The 23,438-nt window shown below is 35.4% G+C and carries 24 protein-coding genes and 1 pseudogene; 24 read left to right on the forward strand and 1 reads right to left on the reverse strand.

Translation table 11 applies throughout. The features are described from left to right. The first annotated feature begins 5 nt into the window (after window positions 1-5). The 6 genes from HMPREF1135_RS12650 (at window position 6) to glpK (ending at window position 6,846) form a co-directional block, all read left to right on the forward strand. Window positions 6-464, forward strand: coding sequence for a hypothetical protein (locus tag HMPREF1135_RS12650; protein WP_007595797.1), 459 nt, complete (start codon window positions 6-8; stop codon window positions 462-464). Between the two features lie 24 nt (window positions 465-488). Next, a complete protein-coding gene (locus HMPREF1135_RS12655) occupies window positions 489-1,886 on the forward strand; it encodes a hypothetical protein (protein WP_007595799.1) in 1,398 nt (465 codons plus the stop codon). Between the two features lie 61 nt (window positions 1,887-1,947). Beyond that, window positions 1,948-3,318, forward strand: a complete 1,371-nt coding sequence (locus tag HMPREF1135_RS12660; RefSeq protein WP_007595802.1) for a hypothetical protein — start codon at window positions 1,948-1,950, stop codon at window positions 3,316-3,318. A gap of 174 nt (window positions 3,319-3,492) precedes the next feature. Then, a complete protein-coding gene (locus HMPREF1135_RS12665) occupies window positions 3,493-3,951 on the forward strand; it encodes a hypothetical protein (protein ID WP_007595804.1) in 459 nt (152 codons plus the stop codon). 24 nt (window positions 3,952-3,975) lie between these two features. Further along, complete coding sequence (locus tag HMPREF1135_RS12670; protein ID WP_007595805.1) at window positions 3,976-5,337, forward strand: hypothetical protein; 1,362 nt, start codon at window positions 3,976-3,978, stop codon at window positions 5,335-5,337. A 12-nt stretch (window positions 5,338-5,349) separates the two neighbouring features. Beyond that, complete coding sequence (gene glpK, locus HMPREF1135_RS12675) at window positions 5,350-6,846, forward strand: glycerol kinase GlpK (RefSeq protein WP_007595806.1); 1,497 nt, start codon at window positions 5,350-5,352, stop codon at window positions 6,844-6,846. 43 nt (window positions 6,847-6,889) lie between these two features. On the opposite strand, the gene HMPREF1135_RS12680 is transcribed toward glpK, so the two are convergent. Beyond that, window positions 6,890-7,168, reverse strand: a complete 279-nt coding sequence (locus tag HMPREF1135_RS12680; RefSeq protein WP_007595807.1) for a chorismate mutase — start codon at window positions 7,166-7,168, stop codon at window positions 6,890-6,892. Between the two features lie 153 nt (window positions 7,169-7,321). On the opposite strand from HMPREF1135_RS12680, the gene HMPREF1135_RS12685 reads away from it, so the two are divergent. From HMPREF1135_RS12685 to HMPREF1135_RS12770, 18 genes and pseudogenes are all read left to right on the forward strand, one after another. Further along, window positions 7,322-8,257 carry a DUF2156 domain-containing protein gene (locus HMPREF1135_RS12685; RefSeq protein ID WP_007595808.1) on the forward strand — a complete coding sequence of 312 codons (936 nt, stop codon included), beginning with the start codon at window positions 7,322-7,324 and terminating at the stop codon, window positions 8,255-8,257. 4 nt (window positions 8,258-8,261) lie between these two features. Continuing rightward, window positions 8,262-9,302 (forward strand): GNAT family N-acetyltransferase, encoded by a 1,041-nt coding sequence (locus HMPREF1135_RS12690; RefSeq protein ID WP_007595809.1) that lies wholly within the window; start codon window positions 8,262-8,264, stop codon window positions 9,300-9,302. A 98-nt stretch (window positions 9,303-9,400) separates the two neighbouring features. Further along, the gene (locus HMPREF1135_RS12695; protein ID WP_007595814.1) at window positions 9,401-10,045 is read left to right on the forward strand and encodes a C39 family peptidase; all 645 of its coding nucleotides are present in this window, start codon (window positions 9,401-9,403) and stop codon (window positions 10,043-10,045) included. Between the two features lie 115 nt (window positions 10,046-10,160). After that, complete coding sequence (locus HMPREF1135_RS12700; protein ID WP_007595815.1) at window positions 10,161-10,385, forward strand: DUF6718 family protein; 225 nt, start codon at window positions 10,161-10,163, stop codon at window positions 10,383-10,385. 171 nt (window positions 10,386-10,556) lie between these two features. Beyond that, window positions 10,557-11,405, forward strand: a complete 849-nt coding sequence (locus HMPREF1135_RS12705) for a TIGR02452 family protein (RefSeq protein WP_007595816.1) — start codon at window positions 10,557-10,559, stop codon at window positions 11,403-11,405. Between the two features lie 278 nt (window positions 11,406-11,683). Next, complete coding sequence (locus HMPREF1135_RS12710; RefSeq protein ID WP_007595817.1) at window positions 11,684-12,778, forward strand: glycerol dehydrogenase; 1,095 nt, start codon at window positions 11,684-11,686, stop codon at window positions 12,776-12,778. A gap of 276 nt (window positions 12,779-13,054) precedes the next feature. Beyond that, the gene (locus HMPREF1135_RS12715; RefSeq protein WP_007595818.1) at window positions 13,055-13,564 is read left to right on the forward strand and encodes a hypothetical protein; all 510 of its coding nucleotides are present in this window, start codon (window positions 13,055-13,057) and stop codon (window positions 13,562-13,564) included. Window positions 13,565-13,613: 49 nt separating this feature from the next. Beyond that, window positions 13,614-14,195, forward strand: coding sequence for a DUF1643 domain-containing protein (locus HMPREF1135_RS12720; RefSeq protein ID WP_007595819.1), 582 nt, complete (start codon window positions 13,614-13,616; stop codon window positions 14,193-14,195). A 109-nt stretch (window positions 14,196-14,304) separates the two neighbouring features. Next, entirely contained in the window at window positions 14,305-15,327 is a 1,023-nt protein-coding gene (locus HMPREF1135_RS12725) for a nucleotidyltransferase domain-containing protein (RefSeq protein WP_007595821.1), read from the forward strand. Then, complete coding sequence (locus tag HMPREF1135_RS12730) at window positions 15,317-16,111, forward strand: nucleotidyltransferase domain-containing protein (RefSeq protein ID WP_007595824.1); 795 nt, start codon at window positions 15,317-15,319, stop codon at window positions 16,109-16,111. Before HMPREF1135_RS12725 ends, HMPREF1135_RS12730 begins: the two co-directional genes overlap by 11 nt. A 97-nt stretch (window positions 16,112-16,208) precedes the next feature. After that, a complete protein-coding gene (locus HMPREF1135_RS12735) occupies window positions 16,209-17,732 on the forward strand; it encodes an RNA-binding domain-containing protein (protein WP_198006709.1) in 1,524 nt (507 codons plus the stop codon). Window positions 17,733-18,121: 389 nt separating this feature from the next. Further along, window positions 18,122-18,313, forward strand: a pseudogene (locus HMPREF1135_RS12740) (type II toxin-antitoxin system RelB/DinJ family antitoxin); the annotation flags it as partial. A gap of 199 nt (window positions 18,314-18,512) precedes the next feature. Then, on the forward strand, window positions 18,513-19,406 hold the full coding sequence (locus HMPREF1135_RS12745; RefSeq protein WP_007595830.1) for a Fic family protein: 894 nt from the start codon (window positions 18,513-18,515) through the stop codon (window positions 19,404-19,406). Between the two features lie 74 nt (window positions 19,407-19,480). Beyond that, entirely contained in the window at window positions 19,481-20,131 is a 651-nt protein-coding gene (locus HMPREF1135_RS12750) for a hypothetical protein (RefSeq protein WP_007595832.1), read from the forward strand. Window positions 20,132-20,242: 111 nt separating this feature from the next. Further along, on the forward strand, window positions 20,243-20,716 hold the full coding sequence (locus HMPREF1135_RS12755; RefSeq protein WP_007595835.1) for a low molecular weight protein-tyrosine-phosphatase: 474 nt from the start codon (window positions 20,243-20,245) through the stop codon (window positions 20,714-20,716). After that, complete coding sequence (locus HMPREF1135_RS12760; protein WP_007595844.1) at window positions 20,703-21,500, forward strand: hypothetical protein; 798 nt, start codon at window positions 20,703-20,705, stop codon at window positions 21,498-21,500. Before HMPREF1135_RS12755 ends, HMPREF1135_RS12760 begins: the two co-directional genes overlap by 14 nt. Before the next feature lie 131 nt (window positions 21,501-21,631). Further along, a complete protein-coding gene (locus HMPREF1135_RS12765) occupies window positions 21,632-22,846 on the forward strand; it encodes an iron-containing alcohol dehydrogenase (RefSeq protein ID WP_007595856.1) in 1,215 nt (404 codons plus the stop codon). Window positions 22,847-23,028: 182 nt separating this feature from the next. Continuing rightward, complete coding sequence (locus tag HMPREF1135_RS12770; RefSeq protein ID WP_007595857.1) at window positions 23,029-23,436, forward strand: Fur family transcriptional regulator; 408 nt, start codon at window positions 23,029-23,031, stop codon at window positions 23,434-23,436. Window positions 23,437-23,438: the final 2 nt, after the last annotated feature.

The following is a 23,438-nucleotide window of genomic DNA, read 5'->3' on the forward strand; positions in this document are numbered from 1 at the left end:
TGGAAATGAATTATACATTATCATTTTACTTGGGAATATTTACAATAATATGTATGATTGTGGTGAGCAGAATAGCTTTTTTTAAGGATACGGAGTTTCTTAGAGCGGTAAGAGATACTATGGGGAAAAACCGTATGTCTCTGGCACATAAAAGAGAGAAGCCTATCAAGGGTATCATTTGGAAAAAGGATTTAAAGAAGATGAACTTCTTATCAATCAATTTTAAGGACTACCATATTAAGGATGTAAGTGATCTTGAATATTTCAAGAATGTTGAGACAATTATTTTGACATATATGGGCGATAATGAGGAAGATATCGGTATGTATAATGAGGAACATGTCCTTGATAATCTAAATAAAGTAAGGGATTTTAATAAGCTTAGAAGGGTACAGTTATATCATCTTAACGCAGATAAGAGTGTGAAGAACGAATGTCCGAGGGCAATAGTGTTTATAGACTAGTTTTTACGGTTAGGAGAGACATAGATGAAATTAGAGTATAAAAAGCGGATATATTGGTTGCTTAGGTTTATACTGATTGTATGTGTAGTCAATGTGCTGACAGGATTCTATGAGATGTGTAGTACAAGCAAAAACGCAAATGCAAACCAAATCATATGGAAAGGCAAGAGATATAATAAGGACGAGACCGGATATCACAGTATAGATGAGATTAAATATTTGGTGGATATACCGACAGATTGTGATGTGAAAGATATTTGGGCGGTGGCAAGTTATTATGCAAAGGATGACAGTGAGTGTGATACAAGACTGAAAGAACTTAAGAATATATATGATGAAGGGGGAGAAAAGGCTGTCGTAGAGGATATCATGTCTAAAGATGTAGGAGATGATAAAAAGACTATGATGGAGTACCTGATAGTTGACGGTTGCCTAATAAGAAGTCTTGGTAACGATACGGAACTGCTTGATAATGTTCTTGAACATTGCTATGACAGAGACTATGGATTACTTGGATACAAAAGATATATTGATATCGGAAATAAGCTCTATAAAAAGAACGGGAAGATTGAAAGAATCATTGAAGCATTTGAAACTTTAAGCAAATATACAATTGATCGTGCAATTGTGATGCCCAAATCAGAAGATGGGGATGAAAGTGCAACTGAAACGGTATACTATCATCGTATGATACAACTATTCCAGACATTCTCAAGTTTATCATATTTTGACGATAATCTTTTAGCGGCAAAATCATATCCCGGGATGGATAATAAGAAATATATTGTCAGGGCATCTATAAAAGAAAATTATGATATTGTATTATCCTACAAAAAATACAGATCATTTATAGATCTTGGACATATCAGTATATACGGAAGATATAAGAATCTTAATATGATAATAAAGCGTGTATCAATTAGAGATTTGGATGATTTTGATATTACAAATTATATATCATTAAAAAGTCCTGCAACTTATATGGTGGAGGATAAATTAATTGATTTAAAAATTATATCTAAAATTTTTAGACTTTGTGGTACCTATGTAATTGTATATGATTCGGATATACATATGCTTGAGGGGTTAAGCTACGGATTTTATCCGGTACTTCCGGTGTATAGTTACTTTGATATATACAATTTAGTTGCATCTCCTGACAGTCACTATATAGATACAATAGAAGCTATAAATAATTTTAATACAAATTTTTCAAAAGGTGGTTATTTGGAAGAGTTTGCAAATGATGTCGGCTATGATGAAAATAATCAACTGACATTGGAAAATTTCGGCGAGAAGATAGATGAACTTTGCAATATGGAAGAGAAAATTTATAGATTTTTGTATGTAGGATATAATGTTGATATAAGTAGTATTGTAAATGATTTTACCGGAAGAGAACCGTTGCATAAGAAAGATTAAAAGAGAATTTTCGAGAGCAATGGTGTTTACAAACCGGGTTTTACGGTTAGGAGAGACATAGATGAAATTAGAGTATAAAAAGCGGATATATTGGTTGCTTAGGTTTATACTGATTGTATGTGTAGTCAATGTGCTGACCGGTATGTATGAAGTATTTACTTCCAACTATAATGTGACAGCAAACCAAATAATATGGAGAGGTGCAAGATACAATTGGGATGAAAACAGATACCGCAATATAGACGAGCTTGAAAACTTATCCGAACTTCCAAAAGAGTGTGATATAAGGGATATTTGGGCGGTAGCAAGTTGTTATGCAAAGGATGATGTCGAGTGTGAGTCAAGGCTTAAAGAGCTTGAAAAGATGTATAATGACCAAGGTGAAAAGCAAGTCGTAGAAAATATTCTTGAGCATGATTTAGGCGATGATAAGAAAACAAGAATGGAATATCTTATAGTAGCAGGAATCCTGACAAAAGATTTAGATAAAGGCACAGAATTATTGAATACTGCATTAGACTATTGTTTTGATAGGGACTTTGGAGTGCTTGGTTATAAAAGATACATTGATATTGGAGATAAGCTGTACAGAAAAAATGAAAAAGTAGAAGAGATAATTAAAGCGTTTGAAATTTTAAGTAAATATACGGTTGATTATATGTCAAGTGCTGAAAAGATATTGGATAAAGACTGTAGAGATACATATATAAGGCACTATTTCAGCATGATACAGCTGTTTCAAACATTTTCAGGTATAGAATACTTTGATAATAATCTTATATCGGAAAAATCATATGGAGGGGATAATAAGAAGTATATTATAAGAGCGGTTAAAAGTGATAGTACTGATATTTCGTTGTATTATAGAATGTATAAACCATTTATAAAGTTGGGGAAATTAGAGATATATGGTAGGTATAAAAATTTAGATATGCGGGTATATGGTTTAATGATTGGAAGCCTGGATGATCGTGATGTAACAGATTATATTTCTCTGAAATATTTGTCAACGCTGACATTTATTAGAAGACTTAATCATTTAGAAGCCACTTCTGATATTTTCGAACTTTGTGCCGCATATACACTTGTATATGATACAGATATACATTTGATAGAAGGAACCGCTTATGCTATTTACCCGACATATAAAATATTTGATTACATTGGTTATAAAGATATGGTTGATACAAAAGATGCTATAAGAAATTTCAACATAAATTTTTCAAAAGGCGGATATTTTGGTGAGTTTGCAAATGAAGTGGGATATGATGAAAACAATCCTATTACTGAAGAAAATTTCGGTGAAAGATTAGTTGAAATATTTGATATGCGATACAGATGTTATGAAGTTTTAGGTGAAGAATATGGTTATGATATTGACTGTATTACATTAGACTTGAGTGGGAAAGAACCGTTAAAAAGAAAAGACTAATGTAGAGACAGATGGTGGAGGCATGGATTTTATGTACCTTCAAGTTGTTGCCTAGGATGATGGAGATCCTGATGATGTTATGATCACAGAAAGTGAAAAGTAATACTATTTATAAAATAAACATATAATAATAACTGAAATGTACGTGATTTTAAACAGGAGGAAGAATTAAATATGAACTACACAATAACATTTTATTTAGGCATATTTATAATTATTCTAATATTTTTAATGGAGAGAATAGCATTTTTTAAGGACGAAGAATTTTTGAGGGCTGTGAGAGATACTATGGGTAAAGATCGTATATCTTTGGCAAAAAGACGAGAAAAGCCAATAAAGGGTATTATCCGGAAGAGTTCTTTGAGGAAAATGAAATTTCTGTCTATAAATTTTAAAGACTATCATGTGAAAGATATTACTGATTTGGGATATTTTAAGAATGTTGAAACTATAATACTAACATATATGGGTGATGATGAGGAGGATATAGGCACATATGAAGAAGAGAATGTACTTGATAATTTGCATTTTGTGAAAAATTTTAAGAACTTGAGAAGAGTACAGTTATATCATCTAAAGATAAATTGTGATGTAAAGGCTGTATGCCCAAATGCAAAAGTATTTATAGACTAGTCTTAGCATTAAGGAGGGATTTGCGTGAAGTTAAAGTACAGAAATAGAATATATATTGCCTTAATATTGATACTTGTTTTATGTATAATCAATGTATTGACCGGTATGTACGAACTAATGTCTTCAGACTATAATGTGACAGCGAATCAAATAATATGGAACGGAGCAAGATATAACAGGGATGAAAACGGATATAAAAGAATAGATGAACTTGAAAATTTAGTAGAAATTCCAAAAGATTGCGATGTAAAAGATATATGGGCAGTGGCAAGTTATTATGCAAAGGATGATGTCGAGTGTGATGCGAGATTAAAAGAACTTGAAAAAATATATGATACCGAGGGGAAGACGGCTACTGTAGAAAATATTTTATCCCAAGAATTAGGCAACAATAAAAAGACTGTTATGGAGTATCTGATAGTAGACGGTATTTTGATATCAAGCTTAAGAGAGGATGAGAAACTGCTGAATACTGTGCTTGAATACTGCTTTGATCGTGACTATGGATTTTTTGGGTATAAGAGATATATCGATATCGGAAATAAGTTGTACAGAAAAAATGAAAAGCTGGAAGAGATTATTAAGGCGTTTGAAATTTTAAGCAAATATACGATAGACCGTGCAATTGCGATTCCTGAACCAAAAGATGAGGATGAAGGTGCGGTAGAAACGGGATATTATCATGGTATGATACAACTATTTCAGGCATTTTCGAGTATGTCATATTTTGCTGATGATCTTTTATTGGAAAGGTCGTATCCGCATAGTGATAATCGGAAATATATTGTCAGGGCAACTATAAAAGAAAATTATGATATTGTCTTATCATACAAGAAGTATAAATCATTTATAAACCTTGGAAATATCAGTATATATGGTAAATATAAAAATTTGAATATGATTGTGCAATATACGGGTTTTGGTTATTTGGATTATCGATATATTGAAGAGAATATAGCGTTTAGAAGTATTGCAATTAGAAAAGTATATGATAAGTTATTCGAATTAGATATTATGTCAGATCATTTTGGATTGCGTAGTACATATGTGCTTATATATGATACGGATATGAATACAATAGAGGGGTTCAGCTATGGTATTTATCCGGGATTTGTTCTTTTTAATGAAACCAATATAGACACTCCGGAGGCTATAAGAAATTTCAACACAAATTTTTCAAAAGGCGGTTATTTTGGTGAGTTTTCAAATGAACTGGGATATGATGAGAATAATCCACTTACTTTAGAAAACTTTGGTGAGAGAATGGATGAAATATGGGATATGAATAAGAAAACTTTAGAAGTATTGGGAAAAGACTACAATATCAGTATGGAAATGATTGTAATGGACTTGAGTGGAGAAGAACCGTTAAAAAGAAAAGAGTAAAGGAAGAAGAATATGGCAGAATATATTATGGCTTTTGATGCAGGCACTACAAGCAGCAGATGTATCATATTCAATCGAAAAGGTGAGATATGTGAGGTGGCACAAAAGGAGCTGACACAGCATTATCCAAAGGCCGGTTGGGTAGAGCACAATGCTGATGCTATATGGTCTACACAGCTTAGTGTAGCTGTGGAAGCTATGGCAAAGCTTGGAATAAGTGCCTCGGATATTGCAGGTATCGGTATCACAAATCAAAGAGAAACTACAATAGTATGGGATAAGGAAACGGGTATTCCTGTGTATAGGGCAATAGTCTGGCAATGCAGAAGGACTGCGGATTATTGTAATGAGCTAAAGAACAGCGGATATTCCGATATGATTCGTGATAAAACCGGTCTGATGCTTGATGCATATTTTTCGGGAACAAAGATAAAGTGGATACTTGACAATGTGGAAGGTGCAAGACAAAAGGCAAAAGAAGGCAAATTGTTGTTCGGTACGGTAGATACCTGGCTCATTTGGAAGCTTACAAACAGGAAAGTACATGTTACAGATTATTCAAATGCCTCAAGAACCATGCTTTTTAATATACATACCTTGGAATGGGATGAGGAGATACTTGATCTGCTTGATATTCCAAAGTCAATGCTGCCACAGGTAAAGGAATCTTCATGTATTTACGGTGAGGCGGATTCATCGTTTTTCGGACATAGCATTCCTATTGCCGGTGTGGCGGGAGACCAGCAGGCGGCGCTCTTCGGACAGACTTGTTTTGAGATGGGAGAGGCAAAGAGTACTTATGGTACAGGTTGCTTTCTGCTTATGAATACAGGTGAAAAGCCTGTCAAATCCGATAACGGGCTGGTGACGACTATTGCATGGGGACTTGGCGGAAAGGTGAACTACGCCCTTGAGGGTTCTGTATTTGTAGCAGGTGCTTCTATACAGTGGCTTAGGGATGAAATGCGTCTGATAGATTCATCCGAAGATTCAGAATATATGGCAATGAAGGTTGAGGATACAAACGGTTGCTATGTTGTGCCGGCTTTTACAGGACTTGGTGCACCTTATTGGGATCAATATGCCAGAGGTACTATTGTCGGTATTACCAGAGGCGTTAATAAATATCATATAATCAGGGCCACATTGGAGTCTATGGCTTATCAGGTGAGAGATGTACTTGATGTGATGGAGAAGGATTCGGGTATAGTTTTAAGTTTATTGAATGTGGACGGCGGTGCAAGTACCAATGACTTTTTGATGCAGACTCAAGCGGATTTTTGTAATGTACGTGTGGAGCGTCCGAAATGTGTGGAGACTACAGCGCTTGGTGTTGCATATCTGGCAGGACTTGCTGTCGGATTTTGGAACAGTATAGAGGATATAAAGGGTAGCAGAAGTATTGACAAAGTATTTACACCAAATCTTTGTGAAGAAGTCAGAAAAGAAAAGATAAGAATGTGGAAAAAGGCTGTGAAGTATGCTTTCGGATGGGCAAAGGAAGATTAGAAAAAAAGGCATTGATTTTAAAACAGGTCAATGCCTCTAAATTTTATTGTTGTTTTGAGATAAGCTTTTGCTGGAATTTTTTGCTGATTTCCATGATATCTTTGATGAGATCGGCAGCACTGTCTGAGTAGTCCTTATTTTTTACGGTAGATTTTACTTTTGATACAACGATATCCTCTCTGTTTTGATTTAGAACAGGGAGATTATTTTTTATTTTGTAGGCCGCAATATTGGCTACCACATCCATTCTTTTTTCAAAGAGGGCTATCATTTCCTTGTCTATAGTATCAATTTTTTCACGCAGATTTTCTAATTCGTTCATAAGTACTCCTTATAATGACTTGTAACCTTGTAACTACTTTATCATAATATTATATTACGGCAAAAGTAAAGACTATATTTGATTTTACAGATAAAATAATTGATGTATAGATTTTTAATTTGACAAAAGGGGAAAAATAAATATAATTAAAATATGGACTATAAAAAATTAAATTTTAAACAATTAGAAGCGGATGATATACCAAAGTATGCCAAGTTTTACGGACTTAGACATAACAGAACTTGTGACAGTGTAGAGCTTGAGAGCTTTATATGGAAAGAATATTATAATGTAAGAGCGGCTATCGCAATGAGAGATGATGAGGAGGTTGGACTTCTTTGGCTTATGGGGGATGAGGACAGACCTTTTTCCGCTATGCCGCTTTGTAAGGAAGAGGACCTTGAGTATTGCTTCGGCTTAATGGTGGAGTATTTTAATGAAGTATTGAACTTACCTTTAAAGATTCATCTGGCAGATGAGGAAGGAATAAAAGTATTGAATTTGCCGGAGGATAAATTTATCGTAAGGCTTGAGGAGGATGCTAAGGATTATCTCTATGATGGAGAGAAGCTTAGAACTCTTTCAGGAAAGAAGCTTCATAAAAAGAAAAATCATTACAATAATTTTATAAAGAATTATGGTGACAGATATGAGTATAGAGCTCTTGGTTGCAATCCTACAGACAGAGATGATGTGTTCAAATTTTTGGATAAGTGGAGAGCACAAAAGGGAGAAGAGGTTGAACAACATCTGGATCCTGAGGTAGAAGGAATACATGATATTTTGCTCAATTGTACCAGGCTGAATATAAGAATGGGTGCGATATATATTGACGGCAAAATGGAGGCTTTTTCCATAGGAAGCTACAATCCACTTGAGGACATGGCTGTAATACATATTGAAAAGGCAAATCCTGAGATAACAGGTCTTTATCAAGCAATCAATAAGGAGTTTTTGGTACATGAATTTCCGAATGTAAGTCTTGTCAATCGTGAAGACGATCTGGGACTTGAGGGACTACGGCATGCAAAGCAAAGTTATTATCCGGTGGATTATGCTTTGAAATACTATGTTGAGCAAATAAGGTAATACTATGATAAAATATTTGAATCAAAAAGAAAAAGCACTTACAAAGCCTCTGTATCAGGAGGCTTTTTTTGAAGATTCCGAAAGCTTTGTAAATTATTATTATGAGGAAAAACTTAAAGATAACAGGATTTTGGCTGATATAGAGGGTGAGAGTATAAGGTCTATGATGATGCTGAATCCTTATAAAATATCAGTCTTTAACAAACTTTATAATTTGGACTATATAGTTGCTGTAGCTACCGGAAAGGAATTTAAGCGACAGGGATATATGAGAAGGCTCTTAAATAAGGCGCTTTGCGATATGAATGCAGAACATGTTCCGTTTACATACTTGATTCCTGCCAATAAGGATTATTATCTGCCTTTTGACTTTGCCTTTGTGGCGGATAAAAATGAGTATAATGCAAATTTTAGCGGACTTAAAAAGCAGGTAATAAAAGAGGAGCCTGATAAGGAGTTTATTTTTAGGATCTTGGATTTTATAAATAATGAAGTTTCAAGGGATAATGATGTATATACCTATAGAGATGAGAATTATTTTATAAGGGATCTAAAGGAGATTGCATCTGAGGACGGATCTATAAATGTATACAGTGATGAGAATGATATAGTGGCGTATGAATCTTTTTGGGGCAGGAAAAATCTTGAGCTAAAGGAGAGAATAGTATCAGGAGAACTTTCCAAAAGGGAATTCGGCAAGGAAAATATCATGGTCAGGATCACCGATATAGCAGAGCTTTTGTCAAATTTCAGAGCAAAGGAGCCTGTAGATATCATTGTTAAAATAAATGATAATATAATAAAAGCTCAAAACGGGTACTTTAAAGTGGAGATGGACAGCAGTCATTCAAGTATTTGTAAACTTGCAGATATAGGTGATAGAGGCTTTATAGAGTTTGATATAGTTGACTTTACATCCTGGATATTTGGGTATGTAAGTGATGTAAAATGTGATTTTGTGAATTTTTCTGATAAAAGTATTGCAAAAAAAACATTGAATTATATAAATAAAATCAGTGGAATATTTATAAATGAACTTGTATAATAAGCGTTGATGCATAAAAGCTTGTAAGAGGAAATTATAATTTTGCTTGTAATATATTGGAGCTTTATACTATATGCAGATAGAAAGAAGGGTGTAAAATGAAAAATCCATTACATTATCAATTATCTGAATATGATTGCGGGCCTACTTCAATGCTTAATGCACTGAGCTTTCTATTTGAAAGGGAAGATATTCCGCCTGAGGTTATCAGAAATATTATGCTGTATACGCTTGACTGTTACAGTAATGAGGGGCATCCGGGTAAGAGCGGAACTTCTCATATGGCAATGATGTTTCTTAGTAATTGGCTGAACAGATTCAGGGAGATAAGACAGCTCAATGTCATATGTGAATATATTACAGGTGAACAGGTTTTTATAGGTGAAACAAGCCGTATAAATGATGCCCTTAATAGAGGCGGTGCGGTGGTAGTAAGGCTCTTTTATGATGTACAGCATTATGCCCTGCTTACCGGTGCGGATGATAAGAATATTTACATGTTTGATCCTTATTATGAGGATGAGTTTACGGATGAGCATTGGTCACAGTTCATACCGGAAGGTGATGTGAAACTGGTACTTGACCAACCTTTAAAATATAATCGTATTGTGCCTTTCGGATATTTTAACAGGGAGGATGACGTACTCTATGCCCTTGGAAAGTTCGAAAACCGTGAGGCGGTAATACTTTATAACGAAAAGACCGAAAAGACTCCGGAGAAGACGATAGAGTACTTTATATAAAAGTCAACACAAATATTATAGTTTATTATAAGACACAATACAGGTTTTATATTGAGAAAAGAATATGAAAACGGTAAAATAAGAACAGAAAGTGAGTTTAGGGAGGCTTTAGAATATGTGCTATCTTGTTGCAAAGAAGGCTGACGGTATAGGAAGTATAGCGCTACAGACTTCTCATGGACAACATTTGGTTGATTTCAAAAAAAAGATAATAAAAGAGATAGGTGTTGAGAATATACAACTGGTTACTATAAGCAGACCGTCAGCTTATGGAGAATATGAGCCATATAGATTTGTTGATACAGAGCAGGAATTTGAAGAGAATTTAAAATTGCTTTAGCATATACAATGTGTGGAATACTTTTTTTATATTATATGGAATATACTTTCAGGCAGTTAATCTAATGATTGGCTGTCTTTTTTAAATTCTTTAAAATCACCACCAAAGTCCGAAAAGATGTACAGCATGTCTGATATGATAATTACAGTAAATATATTAACGGAGGTAATTATGTCCAGATTAGCTAATATTGTAGTATATGAGGAGAACAAGGGGATTTTAAAGAACAACGGATTTTATAATGACGGTAAGTTTATAAAATTGCCATATGATTTGGAAAAACATAGGAGTGTGGTGGTACTCTCACCTAATGTTATTAAAGATATTGTGGAGGATAGTGACAAATTTTTTGCAAAGGGGTTTAAGTACTCTTCAAAATGTGAAATCTCTGTTGTAAACGCAGACAGCTTTGAATATCTCTCAGATTTGGTAATGAATTTTGCCAATGCATGTCATCCGGGAGGTGGCTATAAAAACGGGGCTTGTGCACAGGAAGAGTGTCTATGCAGGCAGAGTACTTTGTACGAATCTATAAGTTCACCCAAGGCTTCTAAGATGTATAAGTATAATTTTAAATTTGGAACGGCATTTGATTCGGATTATATGCTTTTATCACCTGTAGTAGATGTATTTAGAAATATAGATTTAGAATTTATTTCTAAACCGTATACCACAGCTGTTATGACTATTCCTGCACCGAATCTGTTTGACAGAGCATACGGACAGTCAAAATATGCTCTTGATAAGGTGATGAAGAAAAGGATTAGACAATATATGTACTGTGCGGCAAGATTTGGATATAGAACCATTACACTGGGAGCGTGGGGCTGCGGTGCATTCGGACATGATGCCAAAGATGTGGCGGGATACTTTAAAGATTTACTGATAGAAGAGAATATGTGGAAGCTTTTTGATAAAATTATATTTGCTGTTTATGGAAGAGGAAACAGCGAGTATAATTATAGAATGTTTAAAGAAATATTGGGAGAGTGTGAGGGCGGTAAAGCTTATAATGAATAAAAATACCTGCAATTAGTATAATAAGGGCAAAGTCGAATCAATACCGGGTATGGTAGCGAGTATTCTAGTAAAAGTGGCACATATGTGGACACAATACTAAGTGATAAAATAATATTTGTATAAAATGATATAATAAGTAGTAATAAAAATCTACTTATCTAATAAATTAAATCCATGTAATTGAAAAATAAAATCTTTGTGCTACAATAGTCCTTAGCAATATATGTTAAAGTTTTGACACAGTTTCAAAGCTTTACGGTTTTAATGGAGGTTTTGTTATGAAACGTTTAAGAATGATGCGTGCACCACTCAAGTATGTACAGGGAAAAGGAGCTTTGCTTCAGTTCCGTAAGGAAATGGAGTATATGGGAAAGAGATGGTTGTTTGTCTGTTCAAACAGCGGTTACAACAGCTGCCATGAAGATTTGGAAAAGAGCTTTGAAGGAGAAGATGATTATCGCAGATATGAAGTCTTTGGAGGAATGTCAAGTATCAGCGAGATAAAGAAAATGCAGGACATTGTTGAGGCTGATAAGATTGATGTTGTTGTTGCGGTAGGCGGCGGTTCAGCAGTGGATGCAGCTAAGGCAACAGCATACTACATGGGTAAGAGAATAGTTATAATACCTACAGTTGCAGCTACAGATGCACCTTGTACAGGACTTTCGGTTATATATAATGATGACGGAAGCTTTAATAAATATTTATTCTATCCGCAAAACCCTGATGCGGTACTTGTAGACAGCAGTGTTATAGCTAAAGCACCTGTAAAGTTTTTGATTGCAGGAATGGGAGACGCTCTCGGAACATACTTTGAAGGAAGAGCTTCACTTCGTACAGAGTCACCAAGTTTGGAGAGTGGCGGTATTACAAGAGCAGGTATGGCGATTGCAAAGGCTTGCTATGATACCTTAAGAAAATACGGAAAAGCGGCTATAACCGCCTGTGAGAATAATGTTGTTACTCCGGCTTTGGATGCAATCATTGAGGCTACAGTTTACCTATCAGGTGTAGGAGCAGATAATGTAAACTGTGCGGCTCCTCACTCATTCTACAACGGAGTTACTTCACTTGGCGGACATGAGGCATATCATGGTAACTGTGTGGCATTCGGTACTTTGATACAGCTTACACTTGAGTGTGCGGATAAGGCTGAGTTTGAGGATATACAGAATTTCTGTCTTGAAGTAGGACTGCCTATTACACTTGCAGAGCTTGGAGATTTTACAGATGAGGATCTTCATACTATAGCAAAGAACGCATGTGTAAAGGGAGAGACAATACATAACCTTGCAGGAGACGTAACACCTGATGAGTTGTATGCGGCTATTATAGCTACAGATGCTTTGGGTAAGGCAAGACTTGGCAAGTAATTTATATACAATGAGTAAATGGGCTGTCACCAAATAGATATTTAGTCTGTTTGGTGGCGGCTTTTTTATGTTCTTTGTCAAATATTGGGGTGGGTGGATTTTAAATCCATTTTTTATGCCAAATGAAAAATTGTAATTATATTTGTTATTTTAGCATTGGCAAAATAAACAAATGCCTTTGATTTACAGCTTACAATGCTTTAAAATAAATATTAAAGTAAGCGGTAAAGAGAAAATATATATGAAACCGGTGAGAATCCGGTGGCGGGAGGTAAAATGAAATCAAAGCATGATGTAATAGTAATAAGACCGGGTTTAGTGTATTTGTTTTTCAGTTTTATGACCATAGGTTTAGGGGTTACAACATTTTGGGGGCTAGGCAAAGCTTTACCGTCAGATAATCCGGAGGCGGACAAGATGGCAAGGTTGATATTGCTATTATTTTTTTTGACTGTCGGAATAGTGTCGGGATTATATGTGTTGCTTACCAAGATAAAAATTGATAATGAAAAAATAGAAATAACAAGGTTTCCTCTAAAAAGAAAGGAATATTTTTGGTTTGATATAACTACTGCAAAGATTATAAATGAGGCATTGGCTTACCCATGTGTGATATATACAGCAGAAAAAAGAATAGCAAAAGTACCAAGGGCATATATAGGCTATGAAAAGCTTCTAAATGAGCTAAGCAAAAGAAAAATTATTGAGGAAGATGATTTGTACCTGGAAGCCAGAGGAATGTTGGCATTTGATAAGCTAAAGCTTAGAGATCTCTTTAGAAGGTAGTGGGAATAGGGTTAAAGTATAATAAAAATAGATATGAGAATAGCGTAAAATGAATGATAACAAAAAAGAAACTATTGGAAATGACCTTGAAAATTTTATAAAAGAAAAAAAGAGTGGGGAAGTATTGTATTTGGGTGATGATACAGTACGATTTATTTTGGGAGAGGTCGGAGAAAATCCTATTATATGCTTTGGAATAAATCCAAGTACAGCTAATGATATAAAATATGATCCAACTATCTTAAAAATAAGAAAAATTGCATCGGAAAATAATTGCGACAGCTGGGTGATGTTAAATCTTTATCCGCAAAGAGCGACAAATCCTAATGATATGCATAAAAAAGCTGATAATGATTTGAAGATAAAAAACTATAAAGTTATAAGAAGTGTTTTTAATACATACCCTAATGCTTTAACCTTGGCTTCTTGGGGGAACGCCATAGAGAAAAGAAAATATTTGAAAGATTGCTTAAAGGAAATTCTAGCTATTGACCCGGATAGGAAGTGGGTATGCCGTGGCAAACTAACAGTGAGGGGGAATCCAAGGCATCAATTATATGTACCTGATAATACCAAATTACAAGATTTATATTTTAGCTTAGATGGAAAAGTTTTATGCAGTAAAGATTGAAAAAATTATGGTGCATAGATGTGTATAATTATTGATAAATAATGTATATAAAAATTTGAACTTAGAAAATAATAGTATATAAAATAGATATTATTAGAGGAGGAGCATAGTGACCGGCTATAAAAATATTATAAATAAACCCGAATATAATTTTATAAATACTAATGAGCATCTTGGAAAGCATGTGATACTTCTTGGACTGGCAGGAAGCTATGCATATGGGACAAATATAGAAGGCAGTGATATAGATATAAGAGGAATTACTCTAAACCAAAAGTCCGATCTTATAGGACTTACGCAGTTTGAACAGTATGTGGATGATAATACGGATACTGTTATCTATGCATTCAATAAAATGGTAAATTTACTTTTAAGTTGCAATCCGAATACAATAGAGTTACTTGGCCTTTCACCGGATAATTATCTCTATCTTAATGATATCGGACAGATGCTTCTGGATAATAAAAGATTGTTTTTATCTAAGAGGGCAATTCAATCATTTGGAGGATATGCGGATGCGCAACTTAGAAGATTACAGAATGCACTTGCCAGAGACACATTTCCACAAAGTGAAAAGGAGCAGCATATTTTTAATTCTGTAAAGAATGCAATGTACAGTTTCAACTCAAGTTATAAGAACTTTGAAAACGGAAGTCTGGAAATTTTTATAGATAAAGCAGTTAATCCGGAACTTGAAACTGAAATATTTGTCAACGCAAAGCTAAATCACTATCCGCTAAGAGATTATACGAGTATGTGGAATACAATGTCAAATGTTGTAAAAGACTATGATAAAATAGGCAAGAGAAATAAAAAGAAAGATGATCTTCATTTAAATAAGCACGCCATGCATCTTATCAGATTATTTATGATGGCCATTGATATACTGGAAAAGGAAGAAATCAATACATACAGAGAAAAAGAACATGAATTGTTGATGGATATCCGTTTTGGAAAATATCAAACAGATGAGGGAACTTTTTCGGACAGCTTCTATGATATGATGAGAGAGTATGAAAGACGTTTGCATTATGCGGCTGAGCACACAGATCTTCCGGATGAGCCGGATTTTAAGATGGTTCAGGAACTTGTAATGACAATAAATGAAAGGGTGATTCGAGATGAGATATGAAAATTTTGAAGGAAAGATAGAAGAATTGATTCGCATGAAGCTCAGAGAGATAGAAGAAAAAGAGAATATAAAAGTGTTACATGCTATAGAATCCGGCAGCAGAGCATGGGGATTTGCTTCACCTGACAGTGACTATGATGTAAGATTTATCTATGTAAGAAATAAAGACTTTTATTTATCCCTTCGTGAGAATAAGGATTTTATCGATTGGGAATTAAACGAGGTGCTTGATATCAACGGTTGGGATATAAAAAAGGCATTGAAGCATTTTCACAAGTCCAATGCCACACTATTTGAGTGGAGCAATTCTCCTATTGTGTATTATACTACGGATGAATGGAAGGAGCTTTACGACAAAACGGCATCCAAATACTTTGCATGCAAATCGGCACTTTACCATTACTACGGTACGGCAAAAAAGAATTATTACGATTATCTATGTGCTGATATGGTAAATTACAAAAAGTATTTTTATGTACTTAGACCTATTCTTGCCTGCAAATGGATAGATGAAAAGAAATGCCCGCCACCGGTGCTCTTTGATGAATTAGTTAATTCTGTTCTTGAGGAAGATATGAAGGCGGCAGTAGAAGATTTGCTTGCAAAGAAGGTAAGAATGTCTGAATCCCAAAAAGGCCCAAGGGTTGATGTGATTAATAAATATATTGAAAACAAGCTGGAATATTATAAGGCGATTGTGGAAACAATGGAGGATGACAGGAACACTGATTGGGATGCGTTGGAAGAGGAGTTTAGAGGGGTGATAGACAGATTTTGTCGGTAGAATAAAAGAACTGATAAGTTTGCTTTATGGGTGGTTATTATAAATTTAAAAGTATAACTGTACGGTGTATATTATAGTTATGCAGAAAGGAAATTATTTGAAAACAACAATAAATCCGGAAAAACTTACATCTGTCGATTTGAAGGAATGGCTGGAGGACGTTCATGAAAAGTACTATATTGAATTAAAAAAGGCACAAGAGCTTCCAAATTCATTTTGGGAAAGTTATTCATCTTTCAGCAATACTTCAGGTGGTTGGATTATTCTTGGTGTCGAGGAAGGCACTCCCAAAAATAAAATTACCGGAGTTGGGAATTCTGAAAAGACACTTACAAGCTTGTGGGATCAAGTTTCTAATAGTAATAAAGTTAGTTTTAGGAATATTGAGAACCAAGATGTAAATACATATATAATTGATGGAAAGACTGTCATTATTATATATGTGAAAGAGGCAGCTGATAACATGAAGCCGGTTTATATTGGCGGTAAGTTTGAAAACACTTGGATTCGAACGGGTGATGGGGATAGAAAAGTAACAAAAGAGGAGCTTACAGCATTTATGCGTAATTCACAACCCGGGTATGATTCGTTATATGCTGACAATTTTTCAATGGATGATTTAGATAAGGATTCGGTTATTGCTTATAAGGAACGTGTAAATAAACGTTTCCCTAAAAAACATTATATTGAAATGGATAATATGGATTTCCTCGTTGAGATTGGGGCTATTACCAAGGGTAGAAACGGTGATAAATTAAGAATTAAAAGGGGAACCTTGTTGTTCCTGGGAAAGGTAAATTCAATTAAGGAATTATTTCCTCATTACCATCTGGATTATTTTAACCGTAAAGGAGATAATCCTAGATGGTCGGACAGAGTATCAGATGATGAGCCAAGTGATTATGAGATGAATATATATAATTTCTACGCAATTGTATATGAAAAATTGCGAACAATAATTCAAGAATCTTTTGTGGTTGATTATCGACAGTTAAGATTACCTATATCAGATTTTGATGAAATATTGAGAGAATGTATTGTGAATTGTTTGGCGCATGCAGATTATGTACAAGGGTATCCATCAACAAAAATTGAGGTACATGATGGATGGTTTTGCTTCAACAATCCGGGGAAAATGCTTGTATCTACAAAGCAATTCTTAGTAGGCGGTGATTCAAGACCTCGTAATGAAATAATCATGAAGTTATTCAGATTACTTGGAGCGTCAGAACGACAGGGATTTGGAGGACCTTTGATCTATAAAGCAGCTATTCAAAACGATTTTAGAAGGCCTGAAATAGTTTCTGATATTGAACATACCGAGATTAAAGTTTGGAATATTGATCTTGCTGATTCATATCCTGAACTTGAGGCAGATGAGAAAAATATTCTTAGATATATTGCCAAGAATGGAAAGCCTGTTTCTGTCAATACAATTAAAGATATATTGTCGACAACAGAGTATAAAGTAAGAAAAGCTGTTCAGGTTCTTGAAGAGAAGAAGTTAATAATGAAAATTGGAAATGGTCCGTCTACTAAGTATAGAATTGGTATTGAGAGTGTTGAGTTTTTAACACAACTACAGATGGCTATGGATAATATAAAGAAACAAATGGCATAATCTATCTCGTGATTATCTTGCGAAAAGGAGGAGATTTTCACAAGATAAAAAAATGTGCTTTTATTTAAGTATATAGTAGATTAAAAAAATCTCGTGATTATCTCTTGAATTAAAAAGATTTTTCAAAATATATAGTTAAGTAAGAGGCATATTAAAGGTATATATATTATTGATTCTAGTACGGCTGGAGGAAATATAGATATTGTTGAAGGAAGTGCATCTCTCGGACCGGGTGTATGAATTATCGTTGGTATTAGTATAATATAAAAGAAGAATACTTGTATTTTGCAAAACAAATACAAATGTTATTGAAACAGTAATGTATTAACACTAGAATAGTCTAAACATATGAAAGTGAGGTGTGGAAAATAGCAAGTAACAAAAGTAATAAAATTTTTTTAACACAGGCGGTTGCAACAAATGGATTTCCGTTTGAAATAAAAAGACAGACAGTATCAAATCCATATGCACCTATGACCGAGAAAGAGCTACTTGCAAAACTAAAAAGATCCGGAGAACAGAAAAAGTTTAGAGGTGCAGATGATGTGATTTCAGATATGAGGTCAAAGTATGGATTATAAGGTTGTTTTGATGCGGAATGCAGAGAATGATCCGAATAGTTTTATCTCATACCTCTTGGTTGAAAAGAAAAGCAAGCAGGTGCCTTTTTTAGAATAATCACAGACATATTATTCCGTTATTTTGATGAGTGTTATTCCGATATCGTTGATATTATTCCGTTAAAGCGGTATACTATATCTTAGATTGGGAGGATAGTCTATGTTTTTGACAGTAAAACAGGCTTCTGAAAAATGGGGCATTTCTGATAGAAGAATCAGAGTTCTTTGTTCTGAGGGAAAAATTTTAGGTGCATACCGGGAAGGACGTAGATGGAAAATTCCTGTGGATGCAAAGAAACCTACTGATGGTCGTTATAAGTCAAAGGAAAGTCTCTTGGCACAAATTGACCTCAAGAAGGTAGAACTGGAGAGCAGAAGACCTTTAACTGCGGGCGAGGTTGCAAGGCTCAACGAAGAATTTATTGTAGAGTACACATACAACTCCAATGCCATTGAAGGAAATACACTTACCTTGAGAGAAACGGATTTAGTTCTTCGTGGTCTTACGATTGACCGGAAACCGCTGAAAGACCATATGGAGGCGGTTGGTCATAAAGAAGCATTTGATTTTGTGAGCGAACTGGTAAAAGATAATATTCCAATCAGTGAGAGCATCATCAAACAGATCCACTATCTAGTTCTTGCGGATAAGAGAGAAGACCGTGGTGTCTACCGTAGAGTTCCGGTTCGTATTGTGGGCGCACAACATGAACCCGTGCAGCCGTATCTTATTAAGCCGAAGATGGAACAGTTGCTATATGATTTTGCTGCAAGCACAGAGCATATTGTGACAAAACTGGCTCGTTTTCACATCGAGTTTGAGGGCATCCATCCTTTCATTGATGGTAATGGCAGAACCGGACGACTGCTTGTAAATCTTGAGTTGATGAAATCCGGATTCCCACCTATAGATATTAAGTTTACAGATAGAATTGACTATTATAATGCGTTTGATGAATATTATGTAAAGCACAATCTTTCGCTAATGGAAAATCTGTTTGCAGGATACATCAATGCAAGATTAGATATGTATTTAGATATGCTACAGGATTAATCGACCTGCTTCTGAATAAGTGGGTCACCTATGTATTGTAGATTTTGCTTTAAAAGAAATGTGAGGTGGATTGATTGCGTACATACACATGGGATGAATATTACGAAAAATTCTATGATTGGGCGGAAAGCACACAGGTGCGTAATCTGTCTGCATTGACTTCACTTGGTTCTGCTGATGAAGTCGGAGAAATCATCATCGAATTGCAGGTTAATGTACCGGCATCTAACCGTCTGCTTAGAAAGGCTGTGGAAGAAAAACTGGCCTTCTCCGGCTCTGATTTAGCAGAGTTTGCCTATATCAACGATAAAGAACCGGTGACTGCTGCTGTGCTTAATTCAGCAGAACGATTGACCGCCGAGGATATGGAATATTTGTATGGCGAGATTGATGATGAGGTTATCATCGAAATCTGTAAGCAACGAAATATTTTGCTACCGGAAGCCTTGCGCGAAGAGGAAGAAGAGGATATCTACATCGATGATTTTATCTCGGAACCACCCGCTCCGAAAAGGGGATTCTTTGGTACTCTTGCTGCTATTTTTGCAGGAGCAAGTGCCGGAGGGTCTTCGGCTCAAGGAAGACGGCATAATAGAAGATGCAACGGCGACTGCGCCAACTGTCCGCCTCACTATGGTTACCGATACGGTAGATGGTATTATGGACATGACCATGATCACGGCTGCGAATTTGGCGGTAATAAAGGCAGCGGCAGTATGGATTAAGGAGATGAAAAATTCACATTTTTATGATAGAGTAGGGGTATAAAAACAGGCTCTGATATACTTGGCAAATCGGAGCAAAATATAGCATTTTAGGAGGCACTTCAAATAAATATGATAAAGATACTTTTCATCTGCCACGGCAATATCTGCCGTTCGCCTATGGCAGAGTTTATAATGAAAGACAAAGTGAAAAAGCTTGGGTTGGAGGATATGTTTGAGATAGCCTCAGCCGCAACAAGCTCGGAAGAGATATGGAACGGCGTGGGAAATCCTATGTTTCCGTCTGCAAAAGACGAACTTCAGAAACATGGAATAGCCTGTGCAGGTAAGAAGGCAAGGCAGATGGTAAAGTCCGACTATGAAGAATATGACTATCTTATAGGTATGGATGATGCTAATATAAAAAATATGAAAAATTTGTTCGGTGACGGAGATAAGATATTCAAACTTTTAAGCTTCGCAGGAAGCGATGATTCGGTATCGGACCCATGGTACACCGACAGATTTGATGTTGCCTTTGAGGATATAAACAGAGGTATAGACGGATTTTTGAAGTATTTGGAGGAGAAAAATGTCATCAATTAAAAAGGTATTGATAATAAAGGTAATTGCCGCAATCTTTTGTATTGCGGTAGGAGTGGTATCATTCTTTCTGATAGCTGATAAGCTGGGGAATGTGGATTTTCATGCCGATACAATAAATGCTCTTGACAAGAGCAGAAGTAAGGTTATGGAGCTTGCTGCTGCGGCTGTGGCATCTTCATCGGCTATTACACTTTTGCCGGGAGATGTAGGAACACCTATTGCACAGGAACTTGCGGATATGAGTAAGTATTTTCTTATTGTGCTTTGTGCAATCTACCTTGAGAAGTTTTTACTCACTGTAACAGGCTTTGTGGCATTTAAGTATGTTATTCCTGTGGCATGTGTGCTTTTCATAGTATTTATCGCTTCAAATGAAAAGATATTTGCAAAGATTGCGACTAAATTATTTTTATTCAGCCTGGTTATATCATTTACTATTCCTGTGAGTGTAAATATTGCGAGAATGATTGAGAGTAATTATGCCGCCTCGATAGAGACAACTCTTAATAATGCCAAGGAAAATACGGATACGGTAACAAAGAGCGCCGAGGAAGAGAACAAAAATAGTAACGCCATTGAGAAGATAGTAAATAATATTACAGGGAATGTGAATGAACTTTTAAAGAAGTTTGAGAATACTCTAAGCTCATTTATAGAGGCTATTGCTGTACTTATTGTAACATCATGCCTTATACCTGTAGGAGTGCTTTTATTCTTCTTATGGTTGGTGAAGCTTGTTTTTTCAATAGATATAAATAATTTCAGCTTTATCAGAAGAGAATAAACGAATTGTTAAAAAAAATCGTTAAAATGTTGACAATAATAACATTAAGTTATAATATATAAGCATGTAATTTTAGTAACACTTAGGTTCTTAATATTTAAGAACCGATGCTCAAAAAATGGAGGCTGTATATGAGATTTACATTACCAAGAGACATTTATCATGGAAAAGATTCACTTGAGGCTTTAAAGAGCTTCACAGGAAAGAAGGCTTTTGTCTGTGTAGGCGGTGGATCAATGAAAAGGTTCGGATTCTTAGATAAGACAATCGCTTATTTGGAAGAAGCAGGTATGGAAGTAAGACTTTTTGAGGGAATTGAGTCTGATCCTTCTGTAGACACCGTAATGCGTGGTGCTAAGGAGATGCTTGAGTTCGGACCGGACTGGATAGTTGCTATCGGTGGAGGTTCACCTATCGATGCGGCAAAGGCTATGTGGATCAAGTATGAGTATCCTGATTGTACTTTTGAGGATATGTGTAAGGTATTCGGTATTCCTACACTTAGAAAAAAAGCAAAATTCTGTGCTATTTCTTCCACATCGGGAACAGCTACGGAAGTAACAGCTTTTTCAATTATAACAGACTATGAAAAGGGTATCAAATATCCTATAGCCGACTTTGAGATAACACCTGATGTTGCAATTGTAGACCCTGCACTTGCACAGACAATGCCGAAGAAGCTTGTTGCACATACAGGTATGGATGCTATGACACATGCTATAGAGGCGTATGTATCTACAGCCAACTGTGACTTTACAGATCCGCTTGCACTTCACTCTATAGAAATGATAAACAAGTACCTTGTAAAGTCATACAATGAAGATAAGACGGCCAGAGATGCAATGCACAATGCACAATGTCTTGCAGGTATGGCATTCTCAAATGCTTTGCTTGGTATAGTACATTCTATGGCGCATAAGACAGGTGCCGTATTTGGAGATTTGGGTGCTCACATTATTCACGGTGCGGCAAATGCTATGTACCTTCCAAAGGTTATCGCTTTCAATGCAGAGGATAAGGAAGCTGCAAAGAGATATGCTAAGATAGCTGATGTGCTTGGATTGCCGGGCAGTAGCGAAGATGCGAAGATAAAAGAGCTTATCAAGTACCTTAGAGGTTTAAATGATGCTTTAAATATTCCACATTGTATCAAGAACTACGGTGCGGATTCATATCCTACAGAGAACGGATTTGTACCTGAGAAAGTTTTCTTGGAAAGACTTCATGATATAGCTGTAAATGCTGTTGGAGATGCATGTACAGGTTCAAACCCGAGACAGCCAAGTGTTGAAGAGATGGAGAAGCTCTTAAAATGTTGCTACTATGATACGGAAGTAGATTTCTAAAAATTTTATAGTATAAATGAACACATCAACATCTGATTTATTCTTAGATTGTTGATGTGTTTTTTTGATAAAAAAATTAAAACTCGTTATCAAATTTGCTTGAAAAATGAAATAAAAAGTTGTAATATGATATCGAGTTTCAAATTGAGTTTAAATCTCAGTAATCAAATTGGAGGTGTGGTTTGAAGAAAGCTCAGTATAAAACAAGACAATTGCTTGAAATAGAGGATTTCCTGAAAAACAATGAGAATAAGCATGTCACCGTGAATGATATTATTCTCTTTTTCAAACAGCAGGGAAAGAATATCGGGAAAGCTACTGTTTACAGACATTTGGACAGAATGGTAAGCGATGGGACAGTACATAAATATATGTTGGAAACAGGAGACAGTGCCTGCTTTGAATATGTAGAGGGTGAAGACGTTCATCCGGTATGTTTTCATTGTAAATGCGAAAAATGCGGAAAGCTTATCCATTTGGAGTGTACTGAATTATCTTTAATTGGTGAACACTTGAGAGAAGAACACGGCTTTTCTATAGATCATGCCAGAACAGTTTTTTATGGAACTTGTAATGAATGTAGAGAATAGAG

Origin of the sequence: Lachnoanaerobaculum sp. OBRC5-5, from assembly GCF_000296385.1 — a bacterium.
Classification (GTDB): Bacteria; Bacillota; Clostridia; order Lachnospirales; family Lachnospiraceae; genus Lachnoanaerobaculum.

Coding starts and splice junctions, on each gene's coding strand:
- HMPREF1135_RS12650 (WP_007595797.1), top strand. CDS start 6: ATGAATTATACATTATCATTTTACTTGGGAATATTTACAATAATATGT.
- HMPREF1135_RS12655 (WP_007595799.1), top strand. CDS start 489: ATGAAATTAGAGTATAAAAAGCGGATATATTGGTTGCTTAGGTTTATA.
- HMPREF1135_RS12660 (WP_007595802.1), top strand. CDS start 1,948: ATGAAATTAGAGTATAAAAAGCGGATATATTGGTTGCTTAGGTTTATA.
- HMPREF1135_RS12665 (WP_007595804.1), top strand. CDS start 3,493: ATGAACTACACAATAACATTTTATTTAGGCATATTTATAATTATTCTA.
- glpK (WP_007595806.1), top strand. CDS start 5,350: ATGGCAGAATATATTATGGCTTTTGATGCAGGCACTACAAGCAGCAGA.
- HMPREF1135_RS12680 (WP_007595807.1), bottom strand. CDS start 7,168: ATGAACGAATTAGAAAATCTGCGTGAAAAAATTGATACTATAGACAAG.
- HMPREF1135_RS12685 (WP_007595808.1), top strand. CDS start 7,322: ATGGACTATAAAAAATTAAATTTTAAACAATTAGAAGCGGATGATATA.
- HMPREF1135_RS12690 (WP_007595809.1), top strand. CDS start 8,262: ATGATAAAATATTTGAATCAAAAAGAAAAAGCACTTACAAAGCCTCTG.
- HMPREF1135_RS12695 (WP_007595814.1), top strand. CDS start 9,401: ATGAAAAATCCATTACATTATCAATTATCTGAATATGATTGCGGGCCT.
- HMPREF1135_RS12700 (WP_007595815.1), top strand. CDS start 10,161: ATGTGCTATCTTGTTGCAAAGAAGGCTGACGGTATAGGAAGTATAGCG.
- HMPREF1135_RS12705 (WP_007595816.1), top strand. CDS start 10,557: ATGTCCAGATTAGCTAATATTGTAGTATATGAGGAGAACAAGGGGATT.
- HMPREF1135_RS12710 (WP_007595817.1), top strand. CDS start 11,684: ATGAAACGTTTAAGAATGATGCGTGCACCACTCAAGTATGTACAGGGA.
- HMPREF1135_RS12715 (WP_007595818.1), top strand. CDS start 13,055: ATGAAATCAAAGCATGATGTAATAGTAATAAGACCGGGTTTAGTGTAT.
- HMPREF1135_RS12720 (WP_007595819.1), top strand. CDS start 13,614: ATGAATGATAACAAAAAAGAAACTATTGGAAATGACCTTGAAAATTTT.
- HMPREF1135_RS12730 (WP_007595824.1), top strand. CDS start 15,317: ATGAGATATGAAAATTTTGAAGGAAAGATAGAAGAATTGATTCGCATG.
- HMPREF1135_RS12745 (WP_007595830.1), top strand. CDS start 18,513: ATGTTTTTGACAGTAAAACAGGCTTCTGAAAAATGGGGCATTTCTGAT.
- HMPREF1135_RS12755 (WP_007595835.1), top strand. CDS start 20,243: ATGATAAAGATACTTTTCATCTGCCACGGCAATATCTGCCGTTCGCCT.
- HMPREF1135_RS12760 (WP_007595844.1), top strand. CDS start 20,703: ATGTCATCAATTAAAAAGGTATTGATAATAAAGGTAATTGCCGCAATC.
- HMPREF1135_RS12765 (WP_007595856.1), top strand. CDS start 21,632: ATGAGATTTACATTACCAAGAGACATTTATCATGGAAAAGATTCACTT.